Source organism: Bacillus sp. FSL E2-0195 (assembly GCF_038003645.1).
In the GTDB taxonomy this organism is placed as follows: Bacteria; Bacillota; Bacilli; order Bacillales; family Bacillaceae_G; genus Bacillus_A; species Bacillus_A mycoides.
Window position 1 is genome coordinate 2,447,979 of the sequence record NZ_JBBOPN010000001.1, and the last position, 18,063, is coordinate 2,466,041.

General features: G+C 34.4%; 21 protein-coding genes and 2 pseudogenes. 16 read left to right on the forward strand and 7 right to left on the reverse strand.

From position 1 onward, the window contains the following. Window positions 1-173: 173 nt before the first annotated feature. From MHH59_RS12490 to MHH59_RS12520, 7 genes are read left to right on the forward strand one after another with little or no spacing between them, the layout of a single operon-like run. The gene (locus tag MHH59_RS12490) at window positions 174-1,319 is read left to right on the forward strand and encodes an acyl-CoA dehydrogenase (protein WP_002032227.1); all 1,146 of its coding nucleotides are present in this window, start codon (window positions 174-176) and stop codon (window positions 1,317-1,319) included. A gap of 15 nt (window positions 1,320-1,334) precedes the next feature. Continuing rightward, window positions 1,335-2,672, forward strand: a complete 1,338-nt coding sequence (locus MHH59_RS12495) for an acetyl-CoA carboxylase biotin carboxylase subunit (protein ID WP_340851305.1) — start codon at window positions 1,335-1,337, stop codon at window positions 2,670-2,672. A gap of 26 nt (window positions 2,673-2,698) precedes the next feature. Next, window positions 2,699-2,914, forward strand: a complete 216-nt coding sequence (locus MHH59_RS12500) for an acetyl-CoA carboxylase biotin carboxyl carrier protein subunit (protein WP_001985297.1) — start codon at window positions 2,699-2,701, stop codon at window positions 2,912-2,914. A 21-nt stretch (window positions 2,915-2,935) separates the two neighbouring features. Further along, the gene (mvaB, locus tag MHH59_RS12505) at window positions 2,936-3,847 is read left to right on the forward strand and encodes a hydroxymethylglutaryl-CoA lyase (protein ID WP_340851308.1); all 912 of its coding nucleotides are present in this window, start codon (window positions 2,936-2,938) and stop codon (window positions 3,845-3,847) included. 4 nt (window positions 3,848-3,851) lie between these two features. Beyond that, a complete protein-coding gene (locus tag MHH59_RS12510) occupies window positions 3,852-4,640 on the forward strand; it encodes an enoyl-CoA hydratase (RefSeq protein ID WP_002017012.1) in 789 nt (262 codons plus the stop codon). A gap of 2 nt (window positions 4,641-4,642) precedes the next feature. Next, window positions 4,643-6,184 carry an acyl-CoA carboxylase subunit beta gene (locus MHH59_RS12515; RefSeq protein ID WP_016127009.1) on the forward strand — a complete coding sequence of 514 codons (1,542 nt, stop codon included), beginning with the start codon at window positions 4,643-4,645 and terminating at the stop codon, window positions 6,182-6,184. Between the two features lie 48 nt (window positions 6,185-6,232). Beyond that, complete coding sequence (locus tag MHH59_RS12520; protein WP_002168340.1) at window positions 6,233-8,173, forward strand: AMP-binding protein; 1,941 nt, start codon at window positions 6,233-6,235, stop codon at window positions 8,171-8,173. A gap of 442 nt (window positions 8,174-8,615) precedes the next feature. On the opposite strand, the gene MHH59_RS12525 is transcribed toward MHH59_RS12520, so the two are convergent. Next, window positions 8,616-8,813: a hypothetical protein gene (locus MHH59_RS12525; RefSeq protein ID WP_002032231.1), complete on the reverse strand. Its 198-nt coding sequence runs from the start codon at window positions 8,811-8,813 to the stop codon at window positions 8,616-8,618. A gap of 431 nt (window positions 8,814-9,244) precedes the next feature. Between MHH59_RS12525 and MHH59_RS12530 the strand changes: the two genes are divergently transcribed. Together MHH59_RS12530 and MHH59_RS12535 are read left to right on the forward strand one after the other, a co-directional pair. After that, window positions 9,245-9,460: a hypothetical protein gene (locus MHH59_RS12530; protein ID WP_000237377.1), complete on the forward strand. Its 216-nt coding sequence runs from the start codon at window positions 9,245-9,247 to the stop codon at window positions 9,458-9,460. A 45-nt stretch (window positions 9,461-9,505) separates the two neighbouring features. Next, window positions 9,506-9,772, forward strand: a complete 267-nt coding sequence (locus tag MHH59_RS12535) for a hypothetical protein (protein ID WP_340851312.1) — start codon at window positions 9,506-9,508, stop codon at window positions 9,770-9,772. Window positions 9,773-9,789: 17 nt separating this feature from the next. Here the strand turns inward: MHH59_RS12535 and MHH59_RS12540 are convergent. Both MHH59_RS12540 and MHH59_RS12545 read right to left on the reverse strand, forming a co-directional pair. Further along, a pseudogene (locus MHH59_RS12540) lies at window positions 9,790-9,846 on the reverse strand (exosporium leader peptide-containing protein); the annotation flags it as partial. A gap of 197 nt (window positions 9,847-10,043) precedes the next feature. Continuing rightward, complete coding sequence (locus MHH59_RS12545; RefSeq protein WP_078179235.1) at window positions 10,044-10,412, reverse strand: FtsB family cell division protein; 369 nt, start codon at window positions 10,410-10,412, stop codon at window positions 10,044-10,046. Between the two features lie 329 nt (window positions 10,413-10,741). Here MHH59_RS12545 and MHH59_RS12550 point away from each other — a divergent pair, with 329 nt between their 5' ends. Continuing rightward, entirely contained in the window at window positions 10,742-10,912 is a 171-nt protein-coding gene (locus MHH59_RS12550) for a hypothetical protein (protein ID WP_002065532.1), read from the forward strand. A 166-nt stretch (window positions 10,913-11,078) separates the two neighbouring features. After that, window positions 11,079-11,459 carry a hypothetical protein gene (locus MHH59_RS12555; RefSeq protein WP_002127497.1) on the forward strand — a complete coding sequence of 127 codons (381 nt, stop codon included), beginning with the start codon at window positions 11,079-11,081 and terminating at the stop codon, window positions 11,457-11,459. 107 nt (window positions 11,460-11,566) lie between these two features. On the opposite strand, the gene MHH59_RS12560 is transcribed toward MHH59_RS12555, so the two are convergent. After that, entirely contained in the window at window positions 11,567-11,800 is a 234-nt protein-coding gene (locus tag MHH59_RS12560; protein ID WP_016127012.1) for a hypothetical protein, read from the reverse strand. A 494-nt stretch (window positions 11,801-12,294) separates the two neighbouring features. Here MHH59_RS12560 and MHH59_RS12565 point away from each other — a divergent pair, with 494 nt between their 5' ends. From MHH59_RS12565 to MHH59_RS12580, 4 genes and pseudogenes are all read left to right on the forward strand, one after another. Continuing rightward, entirely contained in the window at window positions 12,295-12,651 is a 357-nt protein-coding gene (locus MHH59_RS12565) for a hypothetical protein (RefSeq protein ID WP_002032241.1), read from the forward strand. A gap of 124 nt (window positions 12,652-12,775) precedes the next feature. Then, window positions 12,776-13,288: a GNAT family N-acetyltransferase gene (locus MHH59_RS12570; protein WP_078179295.1), complete on the forward strand. Its 513-nt coding sequence runs from the start codon at window positions 12,776-12,778 to the stop codon at window positions 13,286-13,288. A 49-nt stretch (window positions 13,289-13,337) separates the two neighbouring features. Next, on the forward strand, window positions 13,338-13,898 hold the full coding sequence (locus MHH59_RS12575) for a hypothetical protein (protein ID WP_002127500.1): 561 nt from the start codon (window positions 13,338-13,340) through the stop codon (window positions 13,896-13,898). A 20-nt stretch (window positions 13,899-13,918) separates the two neighbouring features. Beyond that, window positions 13,919-14,152 (forward strand): annotated as a pseudogene (locus MHH59_RS12580) (DinB family protein); the annotation flags it as partial. Between the two features lie 58 nt (window positions 14,153-14,210). On the opposite strand, the gene MHH59_RS12585 reads toward MHH59_RS12580, so the two are convergent. The 3 genes from MHH59_RS12585 to MHH59_RS12595 form a co-directional block, all read right to left on the reverse strand. Next, entirely contained in the window at window positions 14,211-15,227 is a 1,017-nt protein-coding gene (locus MHH59_RS12585) for a D-alanyl-D-alanine carboxypeptidase family protein (protein ID WP_078214426.1), read from the reverse strand. 181 nt (window positions 15,228-15,408) lie between these two features. After that, the gene (locus tag MHH59_RS12590; protein ID WP_016127015.1) at window positions 15,409-16,566 is read right to left on the reverse strand and encodes a sensor histidine kinase; all 1,158 of its coding nucleotides are present in this window, start codon (window positions 16,564-16,566) and stop codon (window positions 15,409-15,411) included. Next, window positions 16,556-17,251, reverse strand: a complete 696-nt coding sequence (locus tag MHH59_RS12595) for a response regulator transcription factor (protein ID WP_033713793.1) — start codon at window positions 17,249-17,251, stop codon at window positions 16,556-16,558. The genes MHH59_RS12590 and MHH59_RS12595 overlap by 11 nt, the downstream gene beginning before the upstream one ends. A gap of 193 nt (window positions 17,252-17,444) precedes the next feature. Here MHH59_RS12595 and yqeK point away from each other — a divergent pair, with 193 nt between their 5' ends. After that, window positions 17,445-18,053, forward strand: coding sequence for a bis(5'-nucleosyl)-tetraphosphatase (symmetrical) YqeK (gene yqeK / locus MHH59_RS12600; protein ID WP_016127017.1), 609 nt, complete (start codon window positions 17,445-17,447; stop codon window positions 18,051-18,053). Window positions 18,054-18,063 lie beyond the last annotated feature (10 nt).

Here is an 18,063-nt window from a genome sequence, read left to right on the forward strand (position 1 = left end):
TAGAACAATGTAGGAATTTTTTTGTGCATTGGTACAGAATCTGTTTTAAAATTAAGTTATGACAGAATTATAGCAATTGTCTAACTAATATTCGTGTCTTTTAAGAAGTAATGTTTGTAGTAGAAACTCGCACGCTGTCGAAACTCAATATTCGATAAGGGGTGTGTAGCGGAATGGAATTTACTCTAACTCGCGAAAAACAAATGATTAAAGAAATGGTACGTGATTTTGCTGAAAAGGAAATCGCACCGAAAGCTGTATATTATGACAAAACTGCGGAATTTCCATATGAAACATTTCAAAAAATGGGCGAACTAGGATTATTAGGTATCCCATTCCCGGAAGAGTATGGAGGTTCAGGTGGCGATACGTTATCGTACGCGTTAGCTGTTGAAGAGATTGGTCGTGCTTGTGGTGGAACAGGTTTAAGCTATGCTGCAACAATTTCATTAGGTGCTTCTCCAATTTATTATTTCGGTACAGAAGAACAAAAACAGAAATTTTTAGTTCCAATGGCGTCAGGTAAAACGTTAGGTGCTTTCGGACTAACGGAGCCAAATGCTGGATCTGATGCAGGGGGCACACAAACGAAAGCAATTTTAGATGGCGATGAATATGTTATTAGTGGTGAAAAGTGCTGGATTACAAACGCAGAGTATGCAAATACAATTATTGTAACCGCTATCAACGGTTTTGAAGACAATGGTAAAAAACGTATTTCTGCATTTATCGTACCGACTACTAGTGAAGGATTAACGATTTCAAGCCCTTACGATAAGATGGGTGTTCGTGCTTCTAATACTTGTGAAATCGTACTTGATGGTGTACGTGTACCGAAAGAAAATATTCTTGGTGATGTAAATAAAGGATTTAAACAATTCTTATATACACTTGATGGAGGACGTATTTCAATTGCAGCATTAGCAGTAGGTATTGCACAATCTGCATTTGAACGTGCATTGCAATATGCGAAAGAACGTCAACAATTTGGAAAACCGATTTCTAATTTCCAAGCGATTCAATTTAAATTGGCTGATATGGCGACTGAAGTAGAATTAGCGCGTAATTTAGTACATAAAGCAGCTTGGTTAAAAGATAACGATAAACCTTTCGGTAAAGAAGCGGCTATGGCAAAGTTGTTTGCATCTGAAGCTGCAAGTCGTATAGCAAATCATGCAGTACAAATTCATGGTGGATATGGCTATATGCGTGAATATGAAGTTGAACGATATATTCGTGATGCAAAACTTTTAGAAATTGGTGAAGGAACTTCTGAAATTCAACGTCTCGTAATTGCAAGACATTTAGGATGTAGATAAAAAGGAGGAGTCACTATGTTTCAAAAAATATTAATTGCTAATCGCGGGGAAATCGCAGTTCGCATTATGAAAACTTGTCAAAAACTTGGCATTCGTACCGTTGCTATTTATTCTGAGGCTGATGAAAATGCCCTTCATGTAAAATTGGCAAATGAAGCTTACTTAGTAGGCGGTCCACGTGTCCAAGAAAGCTATTTAAACCTTGAAAAAATTATTGAAATAGCTAAGAAGACAAATGTTGAAGCAATCCATCCGGGGTACGGATTATTATCAGAGAATTCATCTTTTCCGATTCGCTGTAAAGAAGAAGGAATCGTATTTATCGGTCCTTCAGAAGAAATCATTACTAAGATGGGAAGTAAAATTGAGTCACGTATAGCGATGCAAGCAGCAGATGTACCAGTAGTTCCAGGCATTACTACAAATATAGAAACTGCTGAAGAAGCAATTGAAATTGCAAAACAAATTGGTTATCCATTAATGCTTAAGGCATCCGCGGGCGGCGGAGGCATTGGAATGCAGTTGATGGAAACTGAGCAAACGCTCACCAAAGCATTTGAAAGTAATAAAACAAGAGCGCAAAATTTCTTTGGTAACGGAGAAATGTACTTAGAACGCTATATAGCAGATGCACATCATATTGAAATTCAGCTTTTAGCAGATACACATGGTAATACAGTGTATTTATGGGAACGCGAATGTTCAGTGCAGCGCCGAAATCAAAAAGTAATTGAAGAAGCACCTTCACCATTTTTAGATGAGGGTACACGAAAGGCTATGGGAGAAGTTGCTGTACAAGCTGCTAAAGCACTTGGTTATACAAATGCAGGTACAGTTGAGTTTCTTGTAGATGATCAAAAGAACTTTTATTTCTTAGAAATGAATACGAGATTACAAGTAGAACATCCAGTTACAGAAGAAATTACTGGGTTAGACTTAGTTGAACAACAATTACTTATCGCATATGGTGAGAAGCTATCATTTACACAGGATGATGTAAAACGTAGTGGTCATGCCATTGAGGCTCGTATTTATGCAGAAGATCCGAAAACATTCTTCCCATCACCTGGGAAAATTACAGATTTAACGTTACCGACAAATATACGTATTGATCACTTTTTGGAGAATCAAGTAACGATTACACCTTTCTATGATCCAATGATTGCGAAAGTAATCGCACATGGTGAAACTCGTGAAGAAGCGATTTCAAAATTAAAAATTGCTCTAGAAGAGTTGAAAATTGAAGGTATTAAAACAAATACACCGATGCTACTGCAAGTGCTCGGAGACGATGTGTTCAAAAGTGGTATTTATACAACGGGTTTCGTAACGAAACAACTTGTTAAAAAATAAGATTTATGAATATTAAGGGGGAAAAAATGATGACGAAAGTATATGCATCGATGGCAGGAAATGTTTGGAAGATAGTTGTAGGAGTAGGAGATACAGTAGAGGAAGAGCAGGATGTCGTCATTTTGGAATCTATGAAAATGGAAATTCCAATCGTTTCAGAAGAAGCCGGAACTGTTATGAAAATTAACGTACAAGAAGGCGATTTTGTAAATGAAGGAGATGTATTACTAGAAATTGAATAGGGAGATATAGGGGGAAGCGAATTGAAACTACCTAATTTTGCTGTCATTAAAGAAGTCGGGCCACGTGATGGCTTACAGAATGAAAAAAAGATTGTTGGCACAAAAGATAAAGTAAAATGGATTCAACTACTTACAGAAGCGGGATTGTCGTACGTTGAAGTTTCCTCATTCGTTCACCCTAAATGGGTTCCTGCATTAGCAGATGCAAGTAATGTATTTTCTGAGCTAAAAAGGGATCCAAATGTTACATATGCAGCGCTTGTTCCAAATCAAAATGGTTTGGAACGAGCTTTTTTGCAAAATGTAGATGAGGTGAATGTTTTTTTATCAGCAAGTGAATCTCATAATAAAAGTAATATTAATAAATCTATTAAAGAAGCATTAGCTGTAATTGAAGATATAACAAAACAGGCAACGTTCGAAGGTAAAAAGGTAAGAGGCTATGTTTCTACTGTATTTGGATGTCCTTATGAAGGGGATATAAGTGCCACAGCAGTTGACGAAATATGTAATCAACTATTTTCATACGGCATTTATGAAGTTTCTCTCGGTGACACGATTGGTGTAGCGAATCCATTACAAGTAGAACAAGTATTAGAACATCTATTAAAGAAGTATGATGCTTCGCAGTTTGCAATGCATTTTCATAATACGTATGGAATGGCTCTGGCGAATGTAGTTAAATCTTTAGAATATGGTATTACAACGTTTGATAGTTCTTGTGGTGGACTCGGAGGATGTCCTTATGCACCAGGAGCATCGGGTAATGTTGCTACTGATGACTTAGTGCATATGCTCCATAAGCTGGGAGTCCAAACTAATATTGATGAAGAAAAGTTATTGAGAGCTAGTCAGTTTATTCAAAGTAAGTTAAATATCCAATTACCGAGTCATGTGTATAGAGCGCTTCAACATAAAACGATAAGTAGGTGAGAAGATGCTACAATTACAAAACATTTCAGTTGACTATGTTACACCGCACGTTGTAAAAATTTCGTTAAATCGTGAAAGACAAGCAAACTCATTATCTTTGGCATTATTAGAAGAATTACAAACTATATTAACTCAAATAAACGAAGAATCAAATACGCGCGTTGTTATTTTAACAGGGGATGGCGAAAAAGCATTTTGCGCTGGTGCTGATCTAAAAGAGCGTGCCAACATGAGTGAAGAACAAGTTCGCCATGCTGTGGGTATGATTCGTTCTACTATGGAGATGGTGGAACAATTACCACAACCAGTTATTGCTGCTATTAATGGAATCGCACTTGGTGGAGGTACTGAATTAAGCTTAGCTTGTGATTTTAGAATTGCTTCTGACACTGCAAGTCTAGGTCTTACTGAAACTTCTCTTGCAATTATACCTGGAGCAGGTGGTACGCAGCGTTTACCGAGATTAATTGGAGTCGGTAGAGCGAAAGAATTAATTTATACAGGAAGACGTATTTCGGCGCAAGAAGCGAAAGAATATGGTTTAGTAGAATTCGTAGTACCAGCTGATTTACTAGAAGAGAAAGCAATTGAAATTGCAGATCGAATTGCTAAAAATGGTCCAATTGCTGTTCGATTAGCAAAAGAAGCAATTTCAAATGGAATTCAAGTAGATTTACATACCGGCTTACAAATGGAAAAACAGGCGTATGAGGGCGTAATCCATACGAAAGATAGATTAGAAGGATTACAGGCATTCAAGGAAAAACGCAAACCAATGTATAAGGGGGAGTAAATATGTTAGATCAAAAACAACAATCTAATTCATTTGAAGAACGAGTTGAAACAATTAAGCAAGGCGGGGCACCGAAATATCATGAACAAAACAAAGCAAAAGGGAAATTTTTTGTTCGAGATCGTTTAGCTCTTTTATTCGATAATGGTGAATATGTGGAAGATGCATTATTTGCAAATTGTGAACAAACTGGATTACCAGCTGATGGTGTTGTAACTGCGACTGGTAAAATACATGGTCGTACTGCGTGCGTAATGGCAAATGATTCGACTGTAAAAGCTGGATCATGGGGAGCACGTACAGTTGAAAAAATTCTACGAATTCAAGAAACAGCAGAAAAATTACGTGTACCGTTATTTTATTTAGTTGATTCTGCTGGAGCGCGTATTACAGATCAAGTTGAAATGTTCCCTGGACGCCGCGGTGCGGGAAGAATTTTTTATAACCAAGTGAAATTATCTGGAAAAGTGCCACAAATTTGTTTATTATTTGGACCTTCAGCAGCTGGTGGTGCGTATATTCCAGCATTTTGTGACGTTGTTATGATGGTTGAAGGAAATGCTTCTATGTATTTAGGGTCTCCGCGTATGGCTGAAATGGTTATCGGTGAGAAGGTAACTTTAGAAGAAATGGGCGGAGCACGTATGCATTGCTCAGTATCAGGATGCGGGGATGTTTTATGTAAAACAGAAGAAGATGCAATTACGCAAGCAAGACAATATATTTCTTATTTTCCAAGTAACTATTTAGAAAAGACTCCTTTGATTACACCTCAAGAACCGAAACAGTTCGATAAAACGTTAGAAGAAATCATTCCAGAAAATCAAAATGCTCCTTTCAATATGAAAGATCTCATTAACAGAATTATTGATGAAGGTTCTTTCTTTGAAGTGAAAAAATTATTTGCTCAAGAACTAATTACAGGTTTAGCACGCATTGATGGTAAGCCAATTGGCATTATTGCAAATCAGCCGCGTATGAAGGGCGGCGTATTATTCCACGATTCAGCTGATAAAGCAGCGAAGTTTATAAATTTATGCGATGCATACCATATTCCATTATTATTCCTTGCAGATGTACCTGGATTTATGATTGGTACAAAAGTAGAACGTGCCGGAATTATTCGTCACGGTGCAAAAATGATCTCTGCAATGAGTGAAGCAACTGTACCGAAAATTTCTATCGTCGTTCGAAAAGCATATGGAGCTGGCTTATATGCAATGGCAGGTCCAGCGTTTGAACCAGATTGCTGCTTAGCATTACCAACAGCTTCTATTGCAGTAATGGGTCCAGAAGCAGCGGTCAATGCTGTATATGCAAATAAGATAGCAGCTTTACCAGAAGAAGAGCGTGCAAGCTTTATTGCTGAAAAACGAGAAGAGTATAAGAAAGATATTGATATTTACCGTTTAGCATCTGAGATGGTGATTGATGGTATTGTTCATCCAAACAATTTACGTGAAGAGCTAAAAGGACGATTCGAAATGTATATGAGTAAATATCAAGTATTCACGGATCGTAAACATCCTGTATATCCAGTTTAAAAGCCCTATTTAGGGCTTTCTTGCTCAAAAAATCAAGGAGGGGAAAACATGAAACAAGCAGTTTGGTTTCCAACAGAAGAATATAAAGAAAAAACGCGTTTATTTGGTTGGATGAAATCATTAGGCTATGAAGATTACGAAGCTTTTTATAATAAGTCAATTGAAGAAACAGCTTGGTTTTGGGGAGAAGCTGAGAGAGCAGTTGGCTATCAGTGGATGAAACCATATACAGAAGTGTTAGATTTAGAAAATGGTACACCGTTTGCACAGTGGTATACTGAGGGAACTTGTAACGTTGTAGAATCTGCTTTATCTCGCTGGCTTGCAGACGATAAAACGAAAACACAAGCAGCACTTATGTATGAAGGGGAAAACGGAACTTCGAAATCATTTACATATGAAGAGCTTGACAGCTGGGTAAGCCGTGTTGCCAACGGTTTGAAACATGCTGGTATTGAAAAAGGTGATCGTGTAACAATTTACATGCCAATGATTCCTGAAACAGTTGTTGCTATGTTAGCGGTAATGAAAATTGGAGCGATTATTTCACCAATATTCTCAGGTTTTGCTGCTGATGCAGTAATGACACGTGTACAAGCAGCTGGTTCAAAAATGGTTATTACCGCAGATGGCTTTTCACGCCGTGGGAAAATTGTTTCATTAAAAGATGAAGTAGATAAAGCTTGTGAACATTGTCCAACTGTTGAAAAGGTGGTAATTGTTCGTCATGCAGGAAATGATTTTACACCGCATAATTATGATTTTTCATGGAGTACGTTAGAAAAAGAAAAACCATTTATACATGCTGAAGAAATGAACAGTGATGATCCATTAATGCTTATATATACATCTGGAACGACTGGTAAGCCGAAGGGGACAGTACACACACATGCTGGTTTCCCGCTAAAATCTGCATTTGATGCAGGATTTGGAATGAATATAAAACAAGGCGACCGAGTATTATGGGTAACTGATATGGGCTGGATGATGGGACCATTTTTACTATTCGGCTCTTTAATTAATGGCGCAACAATGGTTATGTATGAAGGTGTCCCAGACTTTCCAGAAGCAGACCGCTTATGGGAGACAGTCGATAAATATGAAATTACTCATCTCGGTATTTCACCAACATTAATCCGTGCATTAATGGCAAAAGGTGATGAATATGTAAATAAACACTCGTTAAAGAGTTTAGAAGTATTCGCATCAACAGGAGAACCTTGGAATCCAGACCCATGGATGTGGTTATTTAATACAGTTGGTAAAGGTAAAGTACCAATTTGTAACTATTCAGGTGGAACTGAAATTTCAGGTGGGATTTTCGGGAATGTCCTAATTAAGCCGATCGCACCGATTAGTTTTAACGCATCTTTACCAGGAATGGCAGCGGTTGTACTTGATGATCAAGGTAAACCAATTCGAGATGAAGTCGGAGAATTATGTTTAGAAAAACCTTGGGTAGGTATGACGAAAAGTTTCTGGGAAGATGATGAGCGTTATGTAAACACTTACTGGTCACGTTTTGAAAATAAGTGGGTTCATGGTGACTGGGTCATTTATGACGGTGAACAATATATCATTACAGGCCGTTCAGATGATACGTTAAACATTGCTGGAAAACGTATTGGACCTGCTGAATATGAATCTATTCTTGTGAAACATAATAATGTAATAGAAGCAGCTGCAATTGGTGTACCTGACGATGTTAAAGGTGAGGTTTGTCATTGCTTTGTAGTATTACGAGACGGTGTAATATTTACAGCAGAATTAAAGAAAGAATTAATGAGTTTAGTAAACTCTCATATTGGTAAAGCTTTATGTCCAAAAGACATCCACGTTGTAGAAGATTTACCAAAAACACGAAATTCTAAAGTAATGCGACGTGTCATAAAAGCTGCTTACTTAGGAAAAGAATTAGGAGATTTATCGTCACTTGTAAATCCTGAAGTGGTACCCTTTATTCAAGGACTACAGTCTAGCAAACTATAAAATTACGAATGAGCTCTATGTAAATAGAGCTCATTTTTAATGTTTACAAAAAGATAAGAGAGAAAAAGTAAATTTGAAGTTAAAAAATCTACTATTAGTGTTAAGTATGTCTGTTTGTTTTTAGTTTTTATCAAAATAGGATACTGTGGCTGTCTATTCAATGGAGTGAATGAATTTTGTTAAGAATGAAAATTTAGTGAAGAAAAAAGTAATGAATAAAAGGAGAAATCCCTGGGGACAGGGATTCAATAAGGGAGATATTATTGTCGTTCAATGTCGAAATTTGGCGTATCCGACAAATTAATATTATCACGAATTTTCAGGAGATTGTGATAGTGGATGTGTCAAAAATGTGTACGGGTTTCATATAAAAATGTTATTTAAATAGGAAAAGGGAAAAGAATTAAGTTCACTCGTTCTTAAGATTTTTTCCCTTTTAAATTTACTGATTATTTGTTGTTCTATATACATCTGAAATTGGTAAATCTTCGCCATGTAAAGCTTGAGTACTGTCCTTTTTGTTTGAATTATGTGCCTCCTGAGAGGTTTCTTGCAGTTGTTCTTGGGCCTTACTAGGGGTATTCAGCGCATCTAATGACACAGGATCAAGTTGTTGACTTAATAAATCTTTTTTATCCATGTTATGTAGCTCCTTTTTGAACTTAGATATAAAAACGAAGTGTTTTTAAATAGTTACGTGGGTATTATGTATCTTTGAATGGAATTATATACACAAACTATATTGAGAATTTAACTAATTATAAAAATTACTTGTGCTGACAAGCTTAAGAAATATAAAGATCATTAGTTCTTAATAAAAGCGTTATTTTAGTAGGGTGTAGATTAAATAGGACCTGTTGTACGGAACAAGTCCTTTCAAAAAGGACAACAGATAATGAATGGGGGTTACTTGAACATTTCTATTAGTGGTAACTAGATCCCATTCGTTGGATGCTACGAAATTTCATTTGAAAGGAACATCCCAATGATAAGATGAGCACTGTAAATCTGTGCTCATCTTATCAGAAATTGCTTAGTCCTTAAAAATAAAACCGTTACGGACAATTCACAATGGTAATAGTGACGTTTGCCATTGTTCCAGGAGAATCAAGAAGTGAAGCAGTAACGGTTACTGTTCCAGGCCCATTAGCGGCTAGAAATACAGCGGTAAAGTTACCTGAAGCATTGGTAATGACAGCAAGAGGAACCATGAAAGCAAGAGAAGGGTTACTAAATGAAAAACTGACTACTACTCCTGGAGTAGGACTACCGTTTACTAATACTTGACCCGAAAAAAATAAAGTATTATTTCCTTGAGTGGATACACATGCTGTGGTTTCGTTAGAAGTCAAGGTAATAGATGCAGGCCCAGCAGGAAGATTAAATCCAGTTGGTCCGGTTGGTCCGGTTGGTCCGGTTGGTCCGGTTGGTCCGGTTGGTCCGGTTGGTCCGGTTGGTCCGGTTGGTCCGGTTGGTCCGGTTGGTCCGGTTGGTCCGGTTGGTCCGGTTGGTCCGGTTGGTCCGGTTGGTCCAGTTGGTCCGGTTGGTCCGGTTGGTCCAGTTGGTCCAGTAGAACCAGTAGGACCGGTAGGGAATTGAAAAGGTGGAACAGGTGGAAGTGTAGGTCCAATAGAACCCGGATTAAGTGCAGCAAAAGATAAAAACTCGTCCATTATATATCACCTCTAAAAATCGTATTACTAATAGTAAATGTAATGATAGAGCAAAGTGAAATGGACAAGTGGCTGTATTTTAATAAATTAAACAAAATAGTTATTTGATAGAAAGAGAGATTAGTATGATTACTTTAGAAATTAAATATAAAAAGGCGATTATCTTCATATCGCCTTTTGGATAATGCAGTGTAATTTTATTCAGTTATTTGAAATATAGTTTCATTCGGTTTGGAAAATCCATACAGTTTCCTTGCGAATTTTAAAACTTCTTCTTCACTACCTGTTAAAACTTTAACATCATTTTTAAGGGTATGACCATCCTTCTTTAAAGAAGATAATTTTTGTTGCTCCGTATTAAGCGTGATTTGTTTTTCTTTAATCATTTCTTGCTGGTTATTAAGAGAATATTGAAGGACAAAAATTATAGGTAATATAAAAGCTAAAGTAGTTATAATACGGCGTCTTGTTTTTTTATTATTACCTTGTTTGGTGTTAGCGTTCACTTGCTGTGAGGGTATATTAGGATTTGATTGGTGTGATGATACTTTTGGGATGTTTCCCATTAAAATGCCTCCATTACTGATTGTAGAATTTAAAACGCTTAAAAGTATTATAAATGTTTAATGGGAATTTTAGAAGATATTTTAATATAGGTGAGTTTTGTAAAGTTTAAACAAAATCCTCATTTAAATAAAAGGAACCCCGATTGTCTGCGGGGCCCCTAAGGGTAATCGTCAAGTAATGACGTACTCGACTAGTTAACGATATCATGAATTTTTTGGTAAATATACTGGTAAATGCGTCCAAATTAATGAGAGCATTATTTGAAACAAAAACGCTATTTTAATAGGGAGGGGAATAATGATGATTCCATGGGACAAGCGAGTATACATTGTATCAAGGTGATCATTTTATTACAGAGGGGACAATTTTAGAGGTTAGTGAAAAGGCGAATAAATCATTATATTGGCTTTGGTGCATGTTAGCTCCAAGCTATGAAAAAGTGTGCGGTAATAGTACAAAGCGACTTCGGTTGATTCGGATAGATGATGATGAAGAATGATATAAAAATTTCATTTTGTAGAGAAATGAGGTGATTAAGGATAGGCATAGAATATGCCATGTTTGTATTAAAAAAGAGCAGAATTTAGCCTATATATAAAGATTTTGGAATTGTTCTAAAGAGGGGAATATCTGAAATATAAATAATTGAGGGGAGTGAACTAATAATGGAAACTAGTACTTTTTTAGGATTGTTTTGGGGATGGATAACGGTTATCGTATCGGGAATACTTTTCGTACGTCCATCGGTACTACGTGAATTGAAAAAATTAGTGGTTGAAGACAGAGGATTTGGTATTATGTATGGTTTTCTATCGATTTTCCTAGGGTTAGGTAGTGTAATCCTACATAATGTATGGGTATTCAATTGGCAGGGGTTCCTAACGGTTATTGCATGGCTTGCATTATTAAAGGGAATCTACATAATTGCATATCCTGAACCCTCCAAGAAAACAGACTTTGAATTAAGGGTACTATCTACACGTATAGCGCTCGCTATCATTGGCGCCTTGGCTTTATGGATGCTTATAGTAATCTATATAAAATAATCCTTTTCTAATAAGAACTATATTAAAATAAATCTCTACGTGTTCATTCACAAAAAGCTGACTATACTTAGTCAGCTTTTTGTATATTACATTCTAGTATTTATCGGTCACAAAAGACATGTTCTCTCTTTTAAGTCGATATTAAAAATATTACCAATTTTTTCTTTTACAATGACAACAAATAAAGAAACATTTACAACGACACTTATTTCGTTTAGATTTCCACCAATCATCAGTACAATGCTTTTCCTTAGAACTCCAATCATCATCACAATGATTCTTTTCTTTAGATTTCCACCAGTCATCACAACAATGCTTTTTCTTAGAACTCCAGCAATCATTTTTCCAGGACATTCTTTTATACCTCCCTTTAATAGGGTTCATACTATTCTATGTTTTAGTAAAAGAATGGCTTGTTTATTAACCTATTATTTTACCTTTATATGATAGAGTGCTTTCTACTAGATATAGAATTCATACAAACTATGCTAATTTTCAAGAGATAGTTGAGAGAACTACTGGTTATGATATTAATCAACAAACACTTGTTGAAGGAAACGTTAAGATTTTAAATAATATCTTATTTTGGAGTACGCTTTTCTGAATGTATATTTCACAATGGTAAAGGAAAAATACACCATATCACTGCGAACAAAGCCTATGTATATGTGAAGTAATAGGAAAAGGTGGTCCCTATTCAAGGAGCCGGCTTATTAAAAGTATAAATAAGAAGGTTTAGTACAAGTGTTTGTTTTTTTGTTTCTATGCTTTTGTCTCGTACACTTTTAAGCTATTGGACATACTCTACTAGTAGAAAGGATTAGGGGGTGAGGTTTTGGGTTCTCGATTTAATAATTGTAGAAAGAAATGTACGTGTAAGCATGATGATTGTTGGGACATTTTTGAAGAGTGTAAAAAGGAAAAGAATGAGAAATGTGACAGCTCTTGTGTACAAGGAATTAGAGATGAGCTTAAAAAATTAATTAATAAAACAGTGCGAATTAACACTGAAGGACGTACTTATATAGGTACTGTTTCTTCGGTAACTTGCGATGTTGTTAAGCTAGCTGCTATTCCTGGTTCAGTTGCAGCAATTATATCTCTTTGTAAAATTGAAGCAATTTTACCACCTGCTACAACTGTTACTGATGAGTTTGATTTTAACGGTGTTGACGTAGCAAATAAAGATTAATTATGCTTTATTGATGCAAAGCCATTCTTATGAATGGCTTTTTATTTTGTTTAAAAGGGAATATATTTTTCATATAAAAATAAATTTGAAGGTGTATAAAAGGTTGTGTGAAAGGAGAATGAGAGTGATCAAGCTGAAACAATTTACAAGAACTGATTTCAAACAATTAATAAATTGGATTAATTCCGAAGAATTTTTAATACAATGGTCGGGAAATGCATTTACATTTCCTTTAAATGAACAGCAATTAGAGAAATATACAGAAAGTGCAAACACACTGGCATTCAAAATAATGGATGAAGAGACTAAAGTAGTTATTGGTCATATTTCTCTTGGACAAATAGATAATATAAATAAGTCTGCTAGAATTGGAAAAGTGCTAGTTGGTAATACGAAAATGAGAGGGCGTTCTATAGGAAAACATATGATGAAAGCCGTACTTCGTATTGCTTTTGAAGAATTAAAACTACATAGAGTAACTCTTGGTGTTTATGACTTTAATAAGTCAGCTATTTCTTGTTACGAAAAAATAGGTTTTGTAAAAGAAGGTTTATTAAGAGAGTCAAAAAGAGTAGGAGAAACGTATTGGAATTTATGGGAAATGAGTATGTTAGAATATGAATGGAACAATAAATAATAGTATTTTATAATTATATTATGTTAACAAAAGGGGTTTGGTGGGAATCGTGAATAAAAAAACAAAAATAATTTCAATTGCAGCTGTTTCAGGGGGCGGTAAAACTACCATTACAGAAAGTTTAGCTCATGAGTTGAAAAAATCAAAGGCTCTATATTTTGATAGATATAAATTTGATAACTGTCCGGTTGATATTTGCAAATGGATTGATGATGGAGCTAATTACGATGAATGGGTACTTACACCGCTAATGAATGATATTCAGCGTTCTATACAAGATAGTAGTTTAGATTATATTATTGTAGATTATCCTTTTGCATACTTAAATAGAGAAGTGGGACAATTCATTGATGTAACTATATTTATCGATACACCTTTAGATATTGCGATGGCTAGAAGAATTTTGAGAGATTTTAAAGAAGATACAATGAGTGAAATACATAATAATTTGAAACATTACATGACACATGCGAGAAAAGCTTATTTAGAGGCAATTCATACTGTTAAGCCGAATTCGGATATTGTATTGGATGGATCTTTATCTATAAGTGAAATAATTGATCAAATAATAGAGGAACTTAATCGAAGAGAAGTGATTGTGAATGGTTAAATGTATAAAACGATATGTACAAGTCATTATCTGATTTATATAGACGAGAATTAGATAACTTTTTGCAGTTATGGTCTGGCGACTTCGAATCAAAAATATTGAAAGCTTCATGGACAGATAAAACATATAAATACGGTGAAGTTTTAATGCATGTAATTGTACATGAAATTCATCATATAGGTCAGCTATCAATATGGGCAAGAGAATTAAATCTTCAGCCCGTTTCAGCGAATTTAGTTGGAAGAGGATTGTAGATTTAGAAACCGACTTGCAGTGTAAACGCAAGTCGGTTTTTATATATAAGAAGATTTCTTAATTAAAATCCTCGGCTTTTTTTTGACGTATATATAAAAACATTAAGATTGTAATGATGAAAAAGATCATAATCGTTTGTATGATTAAATTTTTAAACTGAAACAATATTGTCCAAGATGTAACAGCATCTTTAAAAGCTTGGAGTGCAGAGTACGAGGAAGGATCAAAACCGTACTGAAGCAACTTTTTTGTTTCAATAAAAGTACTGTTTTCATCACCGGCGTCTAATATTACTGAAATAAGTCTAGTATCTCCTCGTGTGGCTGTACTGACAAAACTATAATTACCATTAGTTGAAAAACTAGTTTGTAAGCCGTCAACACCTTGGAGTTTAATGTTTTTATTAAGGGAATATATCATTTTATTTGTATTGAAAACTTTTGAATCTTTGAAAGTAAATTGGTAAGAGGTTAGTTTCGTAACATTCAATACATCTGGAAAGTCTTTTACTAATTGTGTTGCTAGTTTAGCGACGTCTATCGATGTTGTAGTTGATTGTTTATTCGTATCGTTATTAATTCCAGTAGCATTTTGAAACGGGGATGGTTGTGATAACTTTAGTTGTTTTGCTTTGTCATTCATTAAAAGTGTAAAGTTATCTTCGTTTCCAGCAATGTGTTCTGCAAGGGCAAGTGCGGAACGATTATTCCCTGTCAAAAACAATGCATGAAGTAGATCACGAACCGTCGTTTTATCTTTCGAAGTTATTTGTATAGGACTCGTTTCTGTTCGGAAAACTTCGTTACTTATTTTTACTAATTCATCTAACTGTATTTTTCCTTCATTCAGTTGTTCCAGTGCGATATACTCTGTCATTAATTTAGATAAAGTAGCTGATTGTATAGGAGTTTCTTCATTTTTTTTATAAACAATCTCACCAGAATTAGTATCTATTAAAATAGCTGATTTAGCTTGAATAATTGGATCATTTACATAAAGATAAAAATATAAAACGATAAGTGCAGTAATAAGAAAAGATAATAATAAAATTGTTATTTTTTTCAAGAATTGCATTAGCGATCCTCCTACTATTACATCAATAATATTATTGTAAAAAGGAATGCTTAATTAGGAAGAAAGAAAAGGTAAAGAATTTCTAAAGAATTTTAAGGAATTCTTTAATTTTGGATATTGATGGAATATAAAAGGTTCAATTTCTTATATGATAAAAAATTGAACCTATAAATATGTGGTATTAAGCTTTATAAGGGAGTAATTTTACAGTGAAAGTTGTTTTTTTATCATCGCTATATACTTCAATTGTTCCTTTATGCAATTCAACAATACTTTTTGCAATTGCTAATCCGAGCCCAGATCCACCAGTGTTTGTTGAACGTGATTTTTCAACACGATAAAAACGTTCAAAAATATGAGGTAAATCAGTACTAGGGATAGGTTGTCCGTAATTTGTTATATCAATTGTAATCATGTTATTGCTTTCGTAAGCAGTAATATCAATATGATCTCCATCATTTCCATAAGTAATAGCATTTATGATTAGATTTTCAAACACACGTACTAATTTATCCCCATCAGCTAGTACCATTAGCTTTTGAGATGGGAAAGAAGGGCGACATTCAATATTAGCTTCTTGAAGCTGTATCCGAAATTGGACAGTTAATTGTCCAAGCAATTCTACAATATCAATAGGAACAGAATATAAACTTAACTCTTTATTTTGAACGCGTGTATATTCAAACAAGTCATTCATTAATGCATTAAGACGAGTTACTTTACCGTAAATGACTTGAATATAGTATCGTAATTCTACTTCATCTCTATAATTATCATGATGGATTAAATTTACGTATCCAACTATAGATGTAAGAGGGGTTCGTAAGTCATGTGATACATTTGTAATAAGTTCGCTTTTTGCTTGTTCTGCCCGTCTTTCTTCATCAATCGAAACTTTTAATTGCTCAATAATTTGATTGACCCCAGTTGCCAGTTCTTCTAAATAATTATGGTGTACGATGGAAACTTTATGATTAAAGTTTCCACTTGCAATATACCGAATCTCTTCAATCATTTTTTTTATACAAGTTTCATAGTAAACCTTTCTTTCATGACGATAAAAAATGTATAAATAGGATGAGAAAATAGAAAATAAAAACAAATAAGATACAATCATCATCCATAAAGACTCTTTTAATCCAATATATTTTTCATGGCCAAAAATTCTAATGAATTCTTTTCCTAGTTCGCTTAGAGTAAGTGAACTCTCAATTACACTCGTTACGAGGCGAAATATAATTAATTCGGTAATTGGTGTAAGAGTGATAGCTAATAAAAGCCAAAAAATAAGCTTCCACTTTGGTATATCTTTTAATATATCAAATGCTTCATTTCTCAATTTTATATCCTACTCCCCAAACCGTATGAATTAGTTTTTCACCATTCATTACGGTTTCAAGTTTATCGCGTAAATTACTAATATGGACCATTACCGTTTTATTAGAACCATAACCGTCTTCATTCCAAACTCGTTCGAATATCTCTTCAGAGCTAAATACTCTTCCAGTATTACTCGCTAGTAAATATAAAATATCAAATTCGATAGAGGTGAGCTTAATATATTCACCATTTACTTTAACCGTATGATTATGTTTATGAATTTCAACTGTACGAATGCGAATAATACCATCTTCATTCTTTGGTGTGGCAGCGTTTTGGAAAGATGATCTACGTAACAATGCTTTCACTCTAGCAACTAATTCTAGTGGATTAAACGGTTTAATCATATAATCATCTGCACCGGTCATAAGTCCTAATATTTTATCCATATCTTCAGCTTTTGCACTAAGCATAAGGATAGGTACAGTATTATTTTCACGCACTTCTTGACAAACTTCTAATCCATTTCGTTTTGGCATCATAATATCCAAAAGCATAAGATCAACTTCATATGTACATATCATTTGTAATGCTTCATCACCATCATAAGCTTTATAAATGTTATACCCTTCATTTCGCAAATAAACAGCGAGTAATTCTACAATATCTTTATCATCATCAATAATTAATATGTTTTTATTCATCATATAGTTCCTTTCCTTGCGAATCATCAATATTACTATAATATCAAACATTTATGTATTTTGTAGTAATGTTTCTACATTAAATTTCACGTAACGTATTAAAAAGGAATTAATACAATTATAACGAATACAAAATAAGAAGGAGATTTAAATTTCACATTATATTGAAAGTCAGTTATAAGGGGGACTTGCTATGTTATATAATGATATATATTCATTTACTTCAACTGGAAAAATAGAAAATGATATTAAAGCTTTTCTATTAAAATACAATAAAGAATTTACATATAAACATTCAATTCGTGTTGCAAATGAGGCGAGAAAAATTGCGGAAATATTTTATGAAGATGAAGAAAAAGCAGCGATTGCAGGATATTTACATGATATTAGTGCAATCTTTCCGAACGAGGAGCGGATTGCAGTTGCTGAAAAATTTGGAATAGAAATATTACAAGAAGAAAGAAAATTCCCAATGATTATTCATCAAAAATTATCGAGAGTAATTGCAAAAGAGATATTTAAAATAGAGGATGAAGAAGTTTTAAATGCTATCTGTTGCCACACTACTTTGCGTAAACATGCTACAAAGATGGATTTAGTACTATTTGTTGCTGATAAATTAGAATGGGATCAAATAGGGACACCTCCATATTTAATAAATGTAAAAAAAGCTTTAGGAAACTCTTTAGAACATGCTGCTTTTGTATATATTTCATATTTGTGGGAAAGAAAAGATACATTAAAAGTCATACACCCGTGGTTAGAAGAAGCATATTGGTATTTAAAAGAAATTGTAGAGTAGAAAGGGTATG